Annotated in this window: 16 protein-coding genes and 1 pseudogene; 3 read left to right on the forward strand and 14 right to left on the reverse strand. The window is 37.5% G+C overall.

Annotated features, from left to right (window positions below; all coding sequences use genetic code 11):
- Positions 1 to 232 precede the first annotated feature (232 nt).
- Positions 233 to 1132, reverse strand: coding sequence for an NUDIX domain-containing protein (locus FTU29_RS15120; RefSeq protein ID WP_180122651.1), 900 nt, complete (start codon positions 1130 to 1132; stop codon positions 233 to 235).
- Positions 1133 to 1279: 147 nt separating this feature from the next.
- Here FTU29_RS15120 and hemP point away from each other — a divergent pair, with 147 nt between their 5' ends.
- Positions 1280 to 1450 (forward strand): hemin uptake protein HemP, encoded by a 171-nt coding sequence (hemP, locus tag FTU29_RS15125; protein WP_078189103.1) that lies wholly within the window; start codon positions 1280 to 1282, stop codon positions 1448 to 1450.
- A 198-nt stretch (positions 1451 to 1648) separates the two neighbouring features.
- Here hemP and FTU29_RS15130 read toward each other — a convergent pair whose 3' ends face one another.
- The 4 genes from FTU29_RS15130 to FTU29_RS15145 form a co-directional block, all read right to left on the reverse strand.
- The gene (locus FTU29_RS15130; RefSeq protein ID WP_180122653.1) at positions 1649 to 2968 is read right to left on the reverse strand and encodes a HAMP domain-containing sensor histidine kinase; all 1320 of its coding nucleotides are present in this window, start codon (positions 2966 to 2968) and stop codon (positions 1649 to 1651) included.
- Positions 2969 to 2972: 4 nt separating this feature from the next.
- Positions 2973 to 3641 (reverse strand): response regulator transcription factor, encoded by a 669-nt coding sequence (locus tag FTU29_RS15135; RefSeq protein ID WP_180009491.1) that lies wholly within the window; start codon positions 3639 to 3641, stop codon positions 2973 to 2975.
- 133 nt (positions 3642 to 3774) lie between these two features.
- The gene (locus tag FTU29_RS15140; protein WP_180122655.1) at positions 3775 to 4137 is read right to left on the reverse strand and encodes a NirD/YgiW/YdeI family stress tolerance protein; all 363 of its coding nucleotides are present in this window, start codon (positions 4135 to 4137) and stop codon (positions 3775 to 3777) included.
- Positions 4138 to 4241: 104 nt separating this feature from the next.
- Positions 4242 to 5999 carry a GspE/PulE family protein gene (locus FTU29_RS15145; protein ID WP_180122657.1) on the reverse strand — a complete coding sequence of 586 codons (1758 nt, stop codon included), beginning with the start codon at positions 5997 to 5999 and terminating at the stop codon, positions 4242 to 4244.
- 184 nt (positions 6000 to 6183) lie between these two features.
- On the opposite strand from FTU29_RS15145, the gene FTU29_RS15150 reads away from it, so the two are divergent.
- The gene (locus tag FTU29_RS15150; RefSeq protein ID WP_180085767.1) at positions 6184 to 7155 is read left to right on the forward strand and encodes a hypothetical protein; all 972 of its coding nucleotides are present in this window, start codon (positions 6184 to 6186) and stop codon (positions 7153 to 7155) included.
- 42 nt (positions 7156 to 7197) lie between these two features.
- Here FTU29_RS15150 and tsaA read toward each other — a convergent pair whose 3' ends face one another.
- Entirely contained in the window at positions 7198 to 7905 is a 708-nt protein-coding gene (gene tsaA, locus FTU29_RS15155; RefSeq protein WP_180122659.1) for a tRNA (N6-threonylcarbamoyladenosine(37)-N6)-methyltransferase TrmO, read from the reverse strand.
- Between the two features lie 106 nt (positions 7906 to 8011).
- Here tsaA and FTU29_RS15160 point away from each other — a divergent pair, with 106 nt between their 5' ends.
- A complete protein-coding gene (locus FTU29_RS15160; RefSeq protein WP_078189109.1) occupies positions 8012 to 8791 on the forward strand; it encodes a ferredoxin--NADP reductase in 780 nt (259 codons plus the stop codon).
- Positions 8792 to 8862: 71 nt separating this feature from the next.
- Here the strand turns inward: FTU29_RS15160 and FTU29_RS15165 are convergent, their stop codons facing one another.
- The 8 genes and pseudogenes from FTU29_RS15165 to FTU29_RS15195 all read right to left on the reverse strand — a co-directional run.
- Positions 8863 to 9303 carry a hypothetical protein gene (locus FTU29_RS15165; protein WP_180122661.1) on the reverse strand — a complete coding sequence of 147 codons (441 nt, stop codon included), beginning with the start codon at positions 9301 to 9303 and terminating at the stop codon, positions 8863 to 8865.
- 181 nt (positions 9304 to 9484) lie between these two features.
- Positions 9485 to 10456 (reverse strand): PoNe immunity protein domain-containing protein, encoded by a 972-nt coding sequence (locus FTU29_RS15170; protein ID WP_180122663.1) that lies wholly within the window; start codon positions 10454 to 10456, stop codon positions 9485 to 9487.
- Positions 10457 to 10492: 36 nt separating this feature from the next.
- Positions 10493 to 11760: pseudogene (locus FTU29_RS15175) on the reverse strand (type VI immunity family protein).
- A 67-nt stretch (positions 11761 to 11827) separates the two neighbouring features.
- A complete protein-coding gene (locus FTU29_RS17530; RefSeq protein ID WP_257220945.1) occupies positions 11828 to 12385 on the reverse strand; it encodes a DUF1911 domain-containing protein in 558 nt (185 codons plus the stop codon).
- Positions 12386 to 12808 (reverse strand): PoNe immunity protein domain-containing protein, encoded by a 423-nt coding sequence (locus tag FTU29_RS17535; protein ID WP_257226944.1) that lies wholly within the window; start codon positions 12806 to 12808, stop codon positions 12386 to 12388. It abuts the gene before it with no gap.
- Between the two features lie 38 nt (positions 12809 to 12846).
- The gene (locus tag FTU29_RS15185; protein ID WP_180122664.1) at positions 12847 to 14115 is read right to left on the reverse strand and encodes a type VI immunity family protein; all 1269 of its coding nucleotides are present in this window, start codon (positions 14113 to 14115) and stop codon (positions 12847 to 12849) included.
- A gap of 4 nt (positions 14116 to 14119) precedes the next feature.
- Positions 14120 to 15118: a hypothetical protein gene (locus FTU29_RS15190; protein ID WP_180122666.1), complete on the reverse strand. Its 999-nt coding sequence runs from the start codon at positions 15116 to 15118 to the stop codon at positions 14120 to 14122.
- A partial coding sequence (locus FTU29_RS15195) for a type VI secretion system Vgr family protein (RefSeq protein WP_180122668.1) occupies positions 15118 to 16679 on the reverse strand: 1562 nt, incomplete at its 5' end. The genes FTU29_RS15195 and FTU29_RS15190, both read right to left, overlap by 1 nt.

Below are 16679 nucleotides of genomic sequence, written 5' to 3' on the forward strand. Positions count from 1 at the left end.
GCATCGTTTCGTAAGAGTACCTCCAGCCGAAGGCTAATCCCTTTACTCAATCTCTAGATTTAAGACTCCGTCGTATCGGTTTAAAAATCATTTTAAAAATGCGTAATTATTTTTACGGGCGTAACATCAGTAAATAGCTTACAAATAGTAAGTCTATTTCTAACCAACCTTCACTGAATTTTACATAACAACTTTCAAATACGACTTTAATTCAATATACACATTCTAGTTTCTAAAAACTGCGAATACCTGCCACCCCATAAGCATGATGCTGCTGTGCAATAGGTAGCAATTCAGGACGCATCCCACCTAAAGCAAAAACAGGGATTTCTATGCTTCGTGCAATCTCAGAAAAATGCGCCCATCCCATACTTTGCGCCTCTGGATGACTTTGTGTCGCCAGAACTGGGCTCATAAAAATAGCCTCACAGCCAATTTTTTGCGCATGCAGTGCAGAAACTTGATCATGACAAGCGGCGATATAGCGCTTCCCAAGCTGTAAATCACCTTTATTTTTTTTCAGCAATTGGTGCTGCTTAAGATGTAAAGCCGAAATATGTGCTTGCACCTCTGTAGAGAGTAATGACCATATATCTTCATTAATTATCAATTGCTTTAAAATCACGGTAGGTAATTGATTTAATGCCTCTGCATTTTCTGCGCTGGCATCGACTCGCCAATAATACAACAGCGTCTCTTGAAGCGTTTCAAATGTTGGTAGATCGGCGGTGATTTTGATCTGTTGCTGCCAATATAAGCGCTGCAAAATAGCTTGATTGGCCTTTGGAAAATTCAAACTCATAAGTTGTTGACGTGAATACCAGGCCCATGGCTTTTGGATTTCATTCAGCAACGCATGCGGGACGGTGGCATGAAATAAATGCAATTTCACAATAACATCATCGTATTCATGTTGAATAAAATCAAAAGCATGCCAGTCATGTAAACCAATTCCAACCTCTTCAAAAATTTCACGACGACACGCTTGTTCAGGACTTTCACCCTGCTCGACTTTACCACCCGGAAACTCATGTTTATTGCCCTGATGTTGTTTTGCTTCACGCCAACCCACCAGTACTTTGTCTTGGTGCAATAAAATCGCAATGGCGACATCGATTTGCGGTTTCGACATAGTTCCCTGCTCTCTACTCTGTTCCAATTGATATCCAAGTGTAAGCAAATTTATCTTTTTTATAAAATCCTAAAATTACCGTTGACAGGTCTATTCGATAATGATTATCATTTAAACCATTCAAAAATACACCACGGAGTCGACGGAATGAACGCACCATTTAGCCTTTTTACTCGTAGCAATGAAGCACACCACTCGCTGCCAATGCTACATTCAAACAACCTTTTTGCCTTAGGACGTGAAATTCGCATTATGCATGCAGGTGAAGAATATCGACTACGTTTAACACGAAATAATCGCCTTATTTTGACCAAATAATTTCTAATAAAAATAATAATTATCAGCGCAATAAAAATAATCGTGGACACAAGCAGTAAGCCATCCGCTTACTGCTTTTTTAAGTTTTGTACTTAGTCAAATTAAGCTTTATAACTATTCAAACTTAATTTAAATCGCAACACTCATCTTCCTCTCACAACAATCTTTCGCTTAAATTCAATAGGGCAAATCATGTTTTTAGCGGAATGGAAAAATGAGTTGTACCTTTAAGCCGCCCAGTTCAGAGGCTTTCACACTTAATTGACCTTGATGTAACTGTACAATTTTTTGGGCAATTGAAATACCTAAACCTGAACCTTGCGTCTTCGTTCCCAATACACGGTAAAATCGCTCGCCAATGCGTTGCAATTCTGCGACTGTCAGTCCCGCACCTTGATTTTCAATCGTCCAAACCGCCTGCTGTGCTGTTACCGTTAAATCAATCTTGACCTGTCCTTGCTCAGGACTATAGCGGATGGCGTTATCGACTAAGTTGCGTAGACAGCTAAACATCAACTCCGCGTTCATCGCAAACTGTACAGACTGGGTCTGTAGCTTCAATTCGATCTGCTTTTCTTGAATAAAAGGCTGTAAAGCGTCAAGGACTTGTAAACTCAGCTGTTCTAAGTCGTTCTGTTTTTTATCCAATTGCTCTGATTGCGTCGGGTCGAGCCGTGCCAAAATTAGTAGATTTTCCAACACGCGTGTTCCTCGATTAACATCGTGCTGTATGCTCAATAAATCCTGCTGAATGTCGGGATATTTTCGTTTTAATACCTGAAGTCGCATTTGAATCGCAGACAGCGGTGAGCGTAATTCATGTGAGGCATCGGAGGTAAAGCGTTGTTCCGCCTCTAAGGCTTGATCTAATCGGTTTAATAAAAAATTCAGCTGTGTTTGGATCGGCTCTATTTCCTGTAATATAGGTTCAGGTAAGACGATGGCTTGTAAGTCATCTACATTTTTTTCAGCGATTTGTTTTGAAAAGAGCTTTAGAACTTTCAATTGACGTTTAATAAAAATATGCAGTAATAGCCATTGGATCAACCAGACAATCAACAGAATCCCTGCATAGCCTAGTACGCTTTGCAGCGTTTCTCTGAGCCGTGTTTTCATCGGTTGAACGATTTGTACGGTTAATCCATCGTCCTGAAGTGCATAGCTACGCCAAAGCGCTCCGTCTCTCCATTGATAATGTAACCCTTGTTTTAAACTGAGCTGATGTTCAAATGCTGTGTGTTGTTCCGACGTGGTTAAGACTTGCTGCCCTTGCATGAGTTGATATTGCATATCAAACTCTTCACTCAGTTCATCTATTTGTTCGTCCTGCTTCAGCGTAAGATCTGTAGCAGTGAGCATATCAGCCACTTCATCCATCAGGGCATCATGTACACTCATGATGTGATACAGACCAAATCCCAACATCAGACACAGAGAGATTGCTCCCGCCCAAATTGCACTGAGCAGTGAAGTTTTAATCAGTTGCGACTGTAAAGAAATGCTTTTTTTATCACTCATAGACTTAACTTTGTTGCGGAAGATTCATGCGATAACCCAAGCCCCTTAAGGTTTTGATGTAATCACTGCCAATCTTTTTACGCAATTGGTAAATAAAAACTTCGATCGCATTACTTTCTACTTCATCGCCCCATGCATAGAGTGATTCTTCGAGTTGGCTACGTGTCATAATATGCTCAGGATTCAACATCATCTTATGCAAAATTTGATATTCACGCGATGTCAGCGTAATCAATTCCGCATTTTTACGCAGCGTTTTGGCTTGTACATCTAAACTTAAATCCCCAAAAGTCAGAGAATTATCACGCTGTTGATGATGCAAGCGTAATTGGGCACGTACCCTTGCTGACAACTCTTCTAAGCTAAAGGGTTTCACCAAATAATCATGGGCTCCCAGATCTAAACCTTCAACACGATCTGCAATACTGTCCCGAGCAGTAATAAATAAAACTGGTGTAAGCGGATGCAACTGTACGATACGTTTTAAAATTTCATCACCAGTTACTTTTGGTAAGCCACGATCTAAAAGTATGCAGTCATATTGATGTTGTTCTAAAGCCAAAATAGCGTGATCGCCACGATCAACCCAATCAACACTATAGCCATCCATTTCAAGCCATGTTTTTATACTGTCTGCTTGGGATGCATCATCTTCTGCCAATAAAATTCGCATCTTACCTACCCTATTTCTATGGTTCCGACTTCAGTGTATCGAACTTTTGCTCATATCTACTCATAACATAAAAAAACCACAGCAAGCCGTGGTTTTTTTCATGGAGCAGCACTGTATTGAATGACAGGCTAAATTAAAATTTTACTTGATCGACATCAACTTCAACGCGTTTCGTCGGTTTGTAATCAATGTCGATTTCTCCAATGAGCGTTACCGGTGTTTTAGCTGAAATCGCTTTGCCTTGCCAAAGTTCATCATCAATATCCACCGTAATGCTGCCTGTGCTATCGCGGAACTGATATTTTTCATCACCCATCGATTTGACAACATAACCTTTCAATTGAACTTTACTATCATCTTTTAAGCCTAAGGCATGTTTCACTGATGTGGTTTTCATCGGTGCAACAGCTGTTTGATTAACTGCTGTATTCGCGACTGCAACCGATGCCACACCTGCAAATGCTAAAACACATACCAATTGAGTGAATGTTTTCATCTTCGGTCTCTCTTACTTTGTCTATTTCGATAGCACTATTTAAACAAAGCAAGATGAGTCGAATCTTAAGCTGCAAAGACGTTTTTATTTATTTGATCGAACCATTAGTTGAGCGGTACGACACGCAGTACTTCTTCTAAAGTCGTCACCCCTGCAAGTACTTTACGTGCACCTGCAATTCGTAATGGCTCAACATGTTCTTTACGTGCCTGTGTACGTAATTGGGTTAAATCTGCATTGGCACCAATCAATTGCTTGGTTTCAATACTGAGCGGCATAAATTCATAAATCCCCACACGGCCTTTATAACCCGTTTGACGACATTCATCACAGCCCACCGCCTCGTAGACAAAATCAGGCATTTGTATCGCATATTCAAAGGTCAAATGTTTCCACTCTTGTTCATTGATAAAAGTCTCACGCTTACAATGTGGACAGAGTTGACGAACCAAACGTTGTGCCAAAACCCCTAAAATGGTCGCTGCCGTTAAAAAAGGCTGAATCCCCAGATCATGTAATCGCGTCAAACTCGATGGTGCATCATTGGTATGTAAAGTTGAAAGCACCAAATGACCTGTTAATGCTGCTTGGATCGCCATATTTGCCGTATCATGATCTCGGATCTCCCCGACCATGATAATGTCAGGGTCTTGACGCATTAAAGCCCGTACACCATCGGCAAAGCCCAGATCAATCCCTGCATTCACCTGCATTTGATTAAAGCTCGGCTCTAACATCTCGATCGGATCTTCAATGGTACAGACATTCACTTCTTCGGTTGCCAATTGTTTGAGCGATGAATATAACGTGGTGGTTTTACCCGAACCCGTCGGACCGGTCACTAAAATAATACCGTGACTATGACTGGTTAATGCTTTCCAATCATCCAACAGACGCCCTTCAAAACCGAGCTGTTGGAAGCTACGTACCAAGACTTCAGGGTCAAAAATACGCATAACCAACTTTTCACCAAAGGCTGTTGGCAGCGTCGATAAACGTAGCTCTGTTTCTTGGCCTTTGGGTGTACGGGTTTTTAAACGTCCATCTTGCGGCTTACGTTTTTCCGCCACATTCATCCGACCTAAGATCTTAATTCGCGAGACCACAGCTGTCAGGGTATTTGCAGGCATGTTGTAGATGGTATGCAATACGCCATCGATACGAAAACGCACCTTTCCTGTATCTTTACGCGGTTCGAGGTGAATATCACTTGCACCTTGTTCGAAGGCAAACTGTAAGACCCAATCCACAAGCTTCACAATATGCTGATCATTGGCATCTGGATTTTGTGTATCACCTAATTGTAATAGTGCTTCAACGCCTTTATTTTCACGGTCATAACTCGATGATTTTTGCGAATTACTGACCGCACGACTCACTTGGTAATATTCAACCAAGTAACGCTGTAGTTGGTCTGGACTGAGTAATACACGCTGAATCTTCCGTGGTAAAACTGTTCTCTCTAAATTGGCAATCCATTCATTTTTATAAGGTTGATCCGTTGCAATCAACACATGCTCATTTTGTAATTCCACCGCTAAAATGCGATTTCGTACTGCAAATTCCTGCGACATAATGGCTGTCAGTGCAGGCACATCAGCTTTTAAAGGATCGATAATATAAAACGGTACACCTGACTTTTCTGCCAACCATTGACAGAGTCTATTAAGTGTTAAGGTAGACTGCGGATGACTCTGATCGACTAAATTAAAATTGGCAATCCATTGTAAAGGATGCCATTTCAACTGCTCACGCTGACGGTGCGTGGTTTGAATCAGCATTTTGTCCCGTTCAGTAATACGTCCATCTTTTTGTAATTGGTCTAAACACCAAGAAGTGTCAATTTCAAAATTAAAAGTCATTGTTCTATGTTCCCCAAACATAAAACTACTATAGCAAAAAATTCTAAAGGCACGCTTGTGTCATTTGTGTTTTGCACATAGGTTTTCTGAAAGCATACTATTTTTTATTAATGAAATCATTCATAAATTTAAGCTATAATAGAGTTGCCTATAAGGGCTTTATAATTACGATATAAGAAGATTTATGATGAAAATAAAAATATTAGCAATTTGTACCATGACTATTCTTAGCTTAACTGCCTGCGGCGGTGGCGGTGGAAACTCAACCTCGAATAATGACTCCAGCGAAAATCCAACGATACCAAATGCTGCTTTCCAACAGTGGTCAACTTTTGAACTCGACAGTGAAAGTGATGTGCTGTCATACGAAAGTGATACTGCAACTATCGATAATGGTAAACTATATACTTCAGAAAGTAGCGATTCATTTATGGTCACAGCGAATGGCTTGTATGATGAAGGATCTCTACACAGTTCGTATGGCTATCTGAATGGCAATATATCCATTGCAAATAATGTGTGGACGCTAAGTCCTCATTCCTCTATTAATTCATCAGGTCTAAAAATTACGACAACAATGAAGTCCTTCAATCTTGAAGGTGAAATCCTAGCATCTCAAGTTGATGCCTATAATTATTGGATCATAAAAAATAATATTACTGATTCAAGCAACTATATTTCTAACGATGCTCTCAAATACTTAACAGCTATTTCAAATATTAAGTTTCCCGCTGGTTCTCGCTGTTTACAATTAAATAAAGTATCAAATAGTGAACAGTATTTAGATTTAACAGATTCCTCAGATAGTGATAGTCAAAGTTTTTTAGCTGACTGGTGGGCTGATCTTAGTACAGATATTACTGCGAAAAAATACATCATGAAAGATACTGTAGCCTATACCGTAGCTGATGATGAGAGTGAATATGGCGTAGCTCAATATAAAAATCGTTTTTATGACGCTTACCTATCTCCTAAAGGAGTGGAATACAATATGCAGGATTTAATTAAGGTTATTGATAATTGGATAAATACTTCAACTAATCCTACTCAAAAAACTCAATTTTTAGAGTTTAAACAATTAGCTGAGAACTCTTGCAGCATGTATAACGATGTTGCTCTTAACGCAATCAAACAAAGTTTTGCAGCAAATAAATAATTTACACATTTAATAAAAAAGGAGCTAAAAGCTCCTTTTTTATTAAGATATATCAATAATCAGAATTTGTAGATCACAGACCTGAAATTTTACATTCAATCCACCAAATAACATGCCATACACACGTTCATCATCATGCTGATAAGCAGGACGTGGATCTAAACTCAATACTTGTTCCAGTTCTGCTGTTAATTGTTCGGTTAAATTGCCATTATTCAAAAATACCTGTTTTTGTTGCTCAGCGTGCTCTGACCAAATCACAGATTTTCTTTCTGGCTCATCCTGCGCATAACCGCTTTGCGCATCCATAACTGCATCTGAATATTGAATATAGGGTTTGATATCTAAAATTGGTGTTCCATCCAACAAATCACTACCGACCACATAGACACATACCGATTTTCCGACTTTTTTCACTCCTTTGAGCTGCACAACCGACAAGCCCATAGGTGACGGTCGGTACATACTTCGTGTCGCAAATACCCCGATTTTTTGATTACCACCTAAACGCGGAGGACGAACTTGCGGACGAAATTTTGTCGAATCTGCATTTTTATTTTCATGAAACTGCCAAATCAGCCAAAGATGACTAAAATCTTCAATCCCCTCAAAAGCCAATAAATCGTTATAAGGTTCCACCATTTCAATATAAGATTCGACCTGCACCAAATTTGGCTGACGTGGAATACCAAATTTTTCTCGGTAGGGAGATTTCATATACCCGATAATTGGCATTTTAAGCTCAGACATAATCACTTTTTCTGATAAGTTCAATTAAATATATTCAGTTTATCGAGAATGATTTTAGATTAGAATAGTAAGCTGTTCTAATTTGATAATTTTATTGAGACCTTTAATGGCTGCTTTTAACGTCGAAAAGATTACTCACGTCCACCATTGGAATGACACTTTATTCTCTTTTAAAACCACTCGCGATACTGCGTTACGTTTTAAAAACGGTCAATTTGTGATGATCGGCCTTGAAGTAAATGGTAAGCCTTTAATGCGCGCTTATTCTATTGCAAGCGCAAACTATGAAGAAGAATTAGAGTTTTTCTCTATTAAAGTTCCAGACGGTCCTTTAACGTCTATTTTACAAAAAGTAAAAGTTGGCGATGAAATTTTAGTGTCTAAAAAACCTACAGGTACGTTGGTTCTAGATGACTTAAACCCTGGTAAAAACTTATACCTACTTTCTTCAGGTACAGGTCTTGCACCGTTCCTTTCTGTAATTCGTGACCCTGAAACTTACGAACGTTTTGAAAAAATCATCGTTGTACATGGTACGCGTTTCATTTCAGAATTGGCTTATCAAGATTTAATCTTAGATGAAATTCCTAACCACGAATTCTTTGGCGAATTAGGCGCGAAAGAAAAATTGGTTTACTACCCTACGGTAACTCGTGAAGAATTCCATACTCAAGGCCGTGTAACTACTGCCATTGAATCTGGTCAACTTTTCGAAAAAATTGGTCTTCCACGTTTCAACCCTGAAACTGACCGCGCAATGCTTTGCGGTTCACCTGCATTCCTAGACGACGTTGCTGCACTACTTGACCAGCACGGTCTGAAAGAATCTCCTAAGATGGGCGTTCTAGGCGACTACGTGATCGAACGTGCATTCGTTGAAAAATAATTAGTGTAAATTAAAAAGCGCATGTCATCATGCGCTTTTTTTTATCTATATGCCACTCATGACTAATACAGCTATTTTTCTTCTTTTACCTTCAATTCATCAATAATTTTTGCTCTCCACTCTAAACCTTTATTTGTAGCACGAGGTAATTCATTTGAAAGAGTAATCTCAACACTATCATCTGGGTATAAATGGACTGCTAAATATTTTTTATCTTTTAAGTCTTTAGAAATTAATAAAGGAACATTTATAGCTTTATGTTTACGCGAACTGTTTGTTTCACCCCATTTAACATATTGGGGCCCTGTTAACACTGCTGATCTTTTTGTTCCACTACCAAATCCACCACCCAACTCCTCTCCATTTAATTCAACAATATAAGGAATATAACTTGCATCATAACCATAAGATGTTGTCGTCAACACATAAGTTTTTGTTGAATGAGTATTACACCCTATTAAACTCATTGCTGAAAGCATAATAAGCATTAAATTCGTTTTTAAAACTTTCATCATTATCCTTTTAAAAATATTGGGTTTTAATTTATTTAATTAAAAATAATAATCAAAGAAAATTAAAAATATTATCCATTAGAAACGAATATCAAAAGGAAAATTTATCCTATTTATCACCAGTAAACTGCCAATATATATTCGCATCCATTTCAAAATGCCCCCCCCGAATGGCATCTACTTATTCAGTCAGATACCAAATCGTTAGACCCCAAGGATTATCTTTAATCTCAGGCATACCTTCTCCTTGATTAAAATGACGTTTTTCCATGTTATTCGCAGGACTATACCATTCACCTGTTTTAGGGCAAATTTGTCCTGCTTCGCATCTTAGAGTTTTTGTACTAGGATTACTTATATCCTTCTCGCAAGGTACAAATTCTCGGGCAAATTTAACCAAATCTTTTGGATAAATCATATGTGTTATTTCGCTATCATCTAAATCTAGCAAATAAACGTAAGCAGCAGCTTCTATAGCCCAATAGCCAAAATAACCTCCATTTTCCATTTTATGTAAGTCATACCATGGAGCACTTTCAAATGCGGGATACCATAATTTCAAATATTCCTGTATATCTTGCATACTCTCTTGTTTAGTATCTCTATATTTACTAAAAATTAATGGGCGATATGGATTATCAAAAAACCATTGATCCACATCATATCTATCCGTCAACTCAAATGATAAAAAATCCTCATACAGCGTATCTAATTGTTCTGTTTGCTCATGGTAAATTTTGTCTTGCATCGCTGCAATACGTGGTAATAAGTCTCTTCTGTGTAATAGATAACACAATCCTATCAACTGCAGACATCTTTCGTACTCATCTATAGCGGTAAAATAAAATGGCGCCCAATCATTATCTATTTCTGCAGCTCTTAATGCGATTGTATATTCTTCATATCTCTCAATTATTATTTCTAGAAAATACCTCATTTTAGAAATATCATGACCTGCTGTATATTCTAATGAAAAAAATTGATATGTTTCGCTTGCCAAGAATAGTGAAAGACGACTTTGATCTTCCAAAATACCACTATATTCTTGTTTTTTATTTTCAATTTTTTTAGAAATTTCAAAAAAATACCCATACAAACGATCATAAATATTTTCTGTTAAGAAAACTTGCCTAATCTTCTTATTAAATTCCATATTTATTCCAAAAAATAATACCCCGAAGGGCATAAATCATTCTTCACCATCAAACTGCCAGTACACATCCCCCCAATCACTTTCAAAATCAGGGAATATATCACCTTGTTTAAAATATTGACGTGAATTTTCTTTAGCAAAAGTATACCAATATCCTGCGTGAGGACATGGGCTACCGGCAATAACAATATCTATTCTTTCTGGTTCTTGAACTTCAACTTTCACTCGTTTTAATTCAGGCCAAGTGCTGTCTTCATCAAATCGTGCAATCCATTGCTTTGAACTTACGGCATCAAAACGTGGATTTGGATCATCTGACCACGCATCCAAAGTGGTCAGTTTTAAGTTATCACAACGTATCGGTTTAATTAGTTCATTTGCCATCACCAATAAATCAGGAACATCTGCTTCAACTGGATAAAGTGAAAGCTCTCCCAAACGTATCCATAAGCTGTATTTTGTTGAATCTTCTAGGTCTATAATTTTAGTAATTTCAATTCGTGGATCATCCAGTTTTTCACGAATTTGTTCTTCACTCAAGCCTAGTTTCTCTAGCCAGTAGGGAGAAAGTAAAAAGCACCATGTTGGGGTACGAATACCGCCACCTAAACCATCCCGATCTTCTGCAATAAACATATTTTCATGAGAAAACTCCATACCAGGATGATCAATATCGAGCCCGTAAAAATAATCCGTGAAAGTCCGTTCAACTGTTTCAAATTCAGGAGAAACAAATGCAAATTGACTTGTGTTTCCAATTTCATATCCACTATATGCTTGAATTGGGTTAAGCATTTCTAGACATTTTTGAACAAATGAGTACCAAATATCTTTATTGGATCTATACCATTGATCACCAAAAGTTTATTTTAGACTAGAATAGCGCTCACTAGAGTCTCTAATCTTTGCACTTAAAGCCCAACGTGGACTTTGATCTTGAGATTGTGCAGATGTTGCACCTAAATAGTAAATGAAATATTTTTTATAAATTTTTGCCATTTCAGCTGATATTTCTTCACGACTTCTAATCCATGAAATTGACTTTTTCCAAACTTCTGTATCACATCGAAATCTTAAATGAAATGGCTTATCAATTATTTCGAATTCAAATTTCTCATAAATATCAATTACTTTTATCAAAAATTCTTGCGCATTTGTTTTTTTTGATCAATATAAAATGTAATATAAGGGCAAACTCCGAACTCTTTTTTTTCTTCCCCATAAATTATGGAAGTATCCTGAGGAATATCTCGAACTAATTCTTCTATTTCTTGATCATTTAAATAAAGTTGTACTGTACTCATAAAATATTCGTTAATTTATACTTCTATTTTTTAGAGATCCAAGATTATCAAGCCCCGAAGGCATAAATTACTCTTCACCATCAAACTGCCAATACACATCGCCCCAATCACTTTCAAAATCAGGAAAAACATCTCCCAAGTTAAAGTATTGACGTGAGTTCACTTTAGCAACTGTAAACCAATAACCCTGTTGAGGACATTTTTCCCCAGCTTTAATTGAAAATTTATTATGATTTTCAAGAAAATTTATTACTGAAGTTTTGAGCTTGAATTTGTGATAAAATTCAACCAAATCTTTAGGGTAATATAAGTATTCATGTAAGACAGTATCATTCTCTATCTCTAACAGAATAACAGCGCACGCTGCTTCAAAAGCCCAGTATCCATAATAGCCACCTTCTGATTTATGAGTATCATGCCAAGGCGCACCTGATAAATCTTTGTACCAATTCTTTAAAAACTTACGGACAAAAGCTAAAGAAATTTCATTATCTTGATTTGAAAAGGCTTCACATAATAATAAGTAAGGCTTTGGAACTAAAACTGTTGAACAGTCATATCTATTTTCATCTGAAAAAGATAAATACTCTTCAATCAACCAATCTTGAGCAACATTTTCTCTCATTTAACCGTCAATTAATCCTGCAACTCGAGGTAGTAAATCCTTTCGGTGAAGTAGATAACACAAACTGATTAACCAAATACATGGACAATAGCCATCAACAGTAAATAATTCAAAAACTGGTAGGTTTATATTTTTATGATAACTTCTTAATTTATTTCCATATTGCTCATAATAGTCAATAACTATTTCAAGTTGGCTTCTAATGAAAGGTAAACTATTACCAACTGTATATTCCAATAAAAGTAGATTTAAATAGTTTTCTGCTACTATAGCATAAGAATATACCCATCTTTCTTCCAGTGAATCACCAACACCTGTAGGATTAACTTTAAAAGTTTCAATAGTGTCTAGAGTTTCCACCTTTAATGTTTCATACATTTGAGGTGTCAGAAATTTTTGTCTTTTTTTATTAACTAAATCCATTTTATGCCCAAAAACTGCCCCAAAGTGCATATTTTCACTTATTCTTCACCATCAAACTGCCAATACACATCACCCCAATCACTTTCAAAATCAGGGAATATATCACCTTGTTTAAAATATTGACGTGAGTTTTCTTTAGCAAAAGTATACCAATATCCTGCATGAGGACATGGGCTACCGGCAATAACAATATCTATTCTTTCTGGTTCTTGAACTTCAACTTTCACTCGTTTTAATTCAGGCCAAGTGCTGTCTTCATCAAATCGTGCTATCCATTGCTTTGAACTTACGGCATCAAAACGTGGATTTGGATCATCTGACCACGCATCCAAAGTGGTCAGTTTTAAGTTATCACAACGTATTGGTTTAATTAGTTCATTTGCAATCACCAATAAATCTGGTACACCTTCTTCAACAGGATAAAGTGAGAGTTCGCCTAGACGAATCCATAGACTATATTGATTAAGATTTTCTGAATTTTCTATTTTGGTAATTTCTATACGTGGATCGTTTAGTTTTTCGCGAATTTGTTGTTCACTTAAACCTAGTTTCTCTAGCCAGTAGGGAGAAAGTAAAAAGCACCATGTAGGCGTACGAATTCCACCACCTAACCCATCCCGATCTTCTGCAATAAACATATTTTCATGAGAAAACTCCATACCAGGATGATCAATATCGAGCCCGTAAAAATACTCCGTGAAAGTCCGTTCAACTGTTTCAAACTCTGGAGATACAAATGCAAATTGTCCTGTGTTTCCTATTTCATAACCACTATAAGCTTGAATTGGATTAAGTTGTTCCAGACATTTTTGAACAAAGGAGTGCCAAACAATTTGATTCGATCTATACCATTTATCACCGAAACTTAGTTTTAAAACTGAATATTCTTTTGTATGAATACAGATTTTACTTTCTAGCGCCCAACGAGCACTTTGGTCACGGCTATCACCTGATGTTGCACCTATAAAATACACTAAATGATTTTTATAGTTTTTATGCATTAATTCTATAAGCTCAGATCTATTATTTGACCATTTTTCCGATTTTTTCCAAACCTCTATATCATCTCTATAACGTAATTTAAATGGTTTATCTATAATATTTTTTTCAAAATCTTCATAAATATCAATTATTTTATTTATAATTTCTTCTACTTTATCGGCCGAATGGAAAAGATAAAAGGTGATATAAGGACAAACCCCAAACTCTTTATTTTCCTCTCCATACAAAATGGAAGTATCAAATGGAATATCACGAATGAGTTCTTCTATTTCTTCATTATTTAAATAAACTTGTGCTGTACTCATTATATTAATTTCCTCTTCTACCTCTTGTATTCCCTTGAGTTTGGGCTTTACTTTGATCCTTTGGTGTAGCATCTTCTGGATAACGAAACAGTGAAAGTTTAAATCCTTCACTGACCGTAATTCCACTCACTTTTTTTTCATTTTTTGATTGTGTACTCAAACGTCTATAAGTTAAAAATTGTTTTTCACCAATTCGATCCCCCTGAAACTTAATTTCCACTAAAGCGAAGATATTTGTCAATGAAATAGCTTCAGCTCGATATTCAGGAATCACTATATCTGCACTAATCGTACCATGTGCTTTGCTTGGCATTGGCCAAAAAGGATTAATATCACTACCTGAGCGGCTTAAGCGAGTTCCTTTAGATGGAGGACGTTGGAATTGTGACATTTTAGTAATATAAGGAAAACAAACTTCAGCTTTTAACGGCCCCCGCCATGTCAATAGTTCATCCATACACTCAATCATAAAATTAACAGCCAATTGTTTTAATCGAACAATAGTAAATTCTTCAATTGAAACATCAGCAAACTCTTCAGCAGTCATACTGAGTAGTTTAGCAACAACATCTACTTTACTTTTTGGCACAACATCCTTAAATTTTTGACCTCTTTTTGCACGCAATTGCACCATAGGCAACTGATCAGCAGTTTCACAGACTTTACTAATCACAGGTCTAAAAGGAATTTTTTGCATAATGGCAGCTTGAATACCAGTTACACTTGCCCCTCGGGTCCCGCTTGGCTTTGTAGTACTAGAAGATTGCTTATCTGAATTAGTAATTGCATTCAGTTGAGCCAATTCAGTTCTTTTATCTATATTATCTGAAATCTCCAAATCTAAAGATTTCATCATTTTTTTCATTTCGTCTTTAGCTTTTTTAATATTATCTTTATATGCTTCAACTTCTGTATATATATTCATTCCTACATGATAAAGCTCATAGGCTGCAATCGCATAACCAGCAATTTTAATAATCCCCAAGATAACAGGAACTGCCATTAATCTTCCCCTGTACGTTTAGCCATCGAGTCTAATTTATTTTCCCAATTTTCTGTAATACGTTCACTTTCTCTCATAATTGATTTATATACTTCAATTTTTGTACTTATTTCAGTTATAACTTGATCAGTAAAACCTTGATCATCAGTTATGCCTTCTTTTAAAACATTCCCACTCTTATCTTTAATAGAATATTTGTAACCTTCGAAATTTCGGCCATTTGTTTTAAAAAGCTGAAACCTCCCAGCGAAAGGACCTTGAGCAAGGACTAATTGGGGTAGTTTCGGTAATTGTAATGCTTGCTTTGCTCCACCCACAAACTTATGCTGTCCCGCCTTTACTTCAAACTTTGCCGCAGTCGTTGGAAATATTCCTGCACTGGTAATTTTAAGTTGTGACCCACCAGCGGTAAGAATAATTTCCTTTGGACTTTTTATATCAACATTTTCTTCCGTGGAAATAATTTGAATACCTTTTCGTGCAATCAAATCTGCCCCATCTCCTTGGGCTTGGATTTCAACTTTGCCTTTACCAGCATAAGCTCTTAAGCCTTCTTGTGCTGCAAATAGACTGATCTTGTTTTGTGCATGGGCAATCAAGGATTTTTGACTGCTGATATTGATGCTATCGCCTGCACTTTGGCTGATCTGTCCATCTGCTGAAAGATGAATATCCTCCTGACTACTCACAGCAATTGAGTTCGGTGCAGATAAAATCATTAAGGCTTGTTTAAAGGCATCAGCTTTTTCTTTACTGCCTTTTTCGATTTGTGCAAGGAAGTTTTTTAGGTTATCTAAGACTTCAAGTGGGTCAGTTTGCTGGTTTTTCGCCACTTCACTTAAGGCTTTGCTGCTGTTTAAGTTGGCTTCGATTTGTTCTTTCGCCGCTTGTGCGTCGAGGTGCATTGCTGCTGCTTGTTGTTGTCGGTGTGTGCTGACAAGTAGCCCTTGTCCTGCTCGTACTGCGCCCCATTGGTCGGTTCTCAGTTCAAAGCCTTCACCTCGCCCTGCACTTGCTGCGGTTTCTTTGGGATGACTGAGGTTACCGAGGTTGAGCTGGGTAGCACCATGAGTACTTTGTAATTGTGTCGAAATTTGTCCTGTGGTGTCATCAAAGCGCAGTTGTCCAAAGCCTTCACCTTGGACTTCCTTACTTTTTATTCCAGCCAGTTTTTTGGTCTCAGGTAGTTTGCCTTTACTATCAAATTGGGTTGGACTGCGCTGTGCTTCATGTATGCGCCCCACCACAAATGGTCGGTCGATATTGCCGTCAAAGAAATCGATGACCACGATTTCATTAATGCGCGGCAAGAAACGTGCGCCATAACCTTCGCCTGCCCATGGAGTCAGTACATCTACCCATGCAGAGTCCGTATCATTGTCATTACTTCCTGCACCGCCGTCATGGCTGTGGTCATCACCACGGGTAAATAAGAAGCGGACTTTGATACGCCCCCATTCATCGACATGTATTTCTTCACCACTTGGCCCGACAACTTTAGCCCGTTGCGGATGGGTGCTTGGACGGTGTTCGAGTGGGTTATATTCAGGAACCGTCGCAA

The sequence above is a fragment of the Acinetobacter sp. YH12086 genome (assembly GCF_013419345.1).
GTDB classification, from domain to species: Bacteria; Pseudomonadota; Gammaproteobacteria; order Pseudomonadales; family Moraxellaceae; genus Acinetobacter; species Acinetobacter amyesii.

What these genes read in the sequence shown, in the direction of transcription:
- FTU29_RS15120 (WP_180122651.1), bottom strand. Translation starts at nt 1,132, where the DNA reads ATGTCGAAACCGCAAATCGATGTCGCCATTGCGATTTTATTGCACCAA.
- hemP (WP_078189103.1), top strand. Translation starts at nt 1,280, where the DNA reads ATGAACGCACCATTTAGCCTTTTTACTCGTAGCAATGAAGCACACCAC.
- FTU29_RS15130 (WP_180122653.1), bottom strand. Translation starts at nt 2,968, where the DNA reads ATGAGTGATAAAAAAAGCATTTCTTTACAGTCGCAACTGATTAAAACT.
- FTU29_RS15135 (WP_180009491.1), bottom strand. Translation starts at nt 3,641, where the DNA reads ATGCGAATTTTATTGGCAGAAGATGATGCATCCCAAGCAGACAGTATA.
- FTU29_RS15140 (WP_180122655.1), bottom strand. Translation starts at nt 4,137, where the DNA reads ATGAAAACATTCACTCAATTGGTATGTGTTTTAGCATTTGCAGGTGTG.
- FTU29_RS15145 (WP_180122657.1), bottom strand. Translation starts at nt 5,999, where the DNA reads ATGACTTTTAATTTTGAAATTGACACTTCTTGGTGTTTAGACCAATTA.
- FTU29_RS15150 (WP_180085767.1), top strand. Translation starts at nt 6,184, where the DNA reads ATGATGAAAATAAAAATATTAGCAATTTGTACCATGACTATTCTTAGC.
- tsaA (WP_180122659.1), bottom strand. Translation starts at nt 7,905, where the DNA reads ATGTCTGAGCTTAAAATGCCAATTATCGGGTATATGAAATCTCCCTAC.
- FTU29_RS15160 (WP_078189109.1), top strand. Translation starts at nt 8,012, where the DNA reads ATGGCTGCTTTTAACGTCGAAAAGATTACTCACGTCCACCATTGGAAT.
- FTU29_RS15165 (WP_180122661.1), bottom strand. Translation starts at nt 9,303, where the DNA reads ATGAAAGTTTTAAAAACGAATTTAATGCTTATTATGCTTTCAGCAATG.
- FTU29_RS15170 (WP_180122663.1), bottom strand. Translation starts at nt 10,456, where the DNA reads ATGGAATTTAATAAGAAGATTAGGCAAGTTTTCTTAACAGAAAATATT.
- FTU29_RS17530 (WP_257220945.1), bottom strand. Translation starts at nt 12,385, where the DNA reads ATGAGAGAAAATGTTGCTCAAGATTGGTTGATTGAAGAGTATTTATCT.
- FTU29_RS17535 (WP_257226944.1), bottom strand. Translation starts at nt 12,808, where the DNA reads ATGGATTTAGTTAATAAAAAAAGACAAAAATTTCTGACACCTCAAATG.
- FTU29_RS15185 (WP_180122664.1), bottom strand. Translation starts at nt 14,115, where the DNA reads ATGAGTACAGCACAAGTTTATTTAAATAATGAAGAAATAGAAGAACTC.
- FTU29_RS15190 (WP_180122666.1), bottom strand. Translation starts at nt 15,118, where the DNA reads ATGGCAGTTCCTGTTATCTTGGGGATTATTAAAATTGCTGGTTATGCG.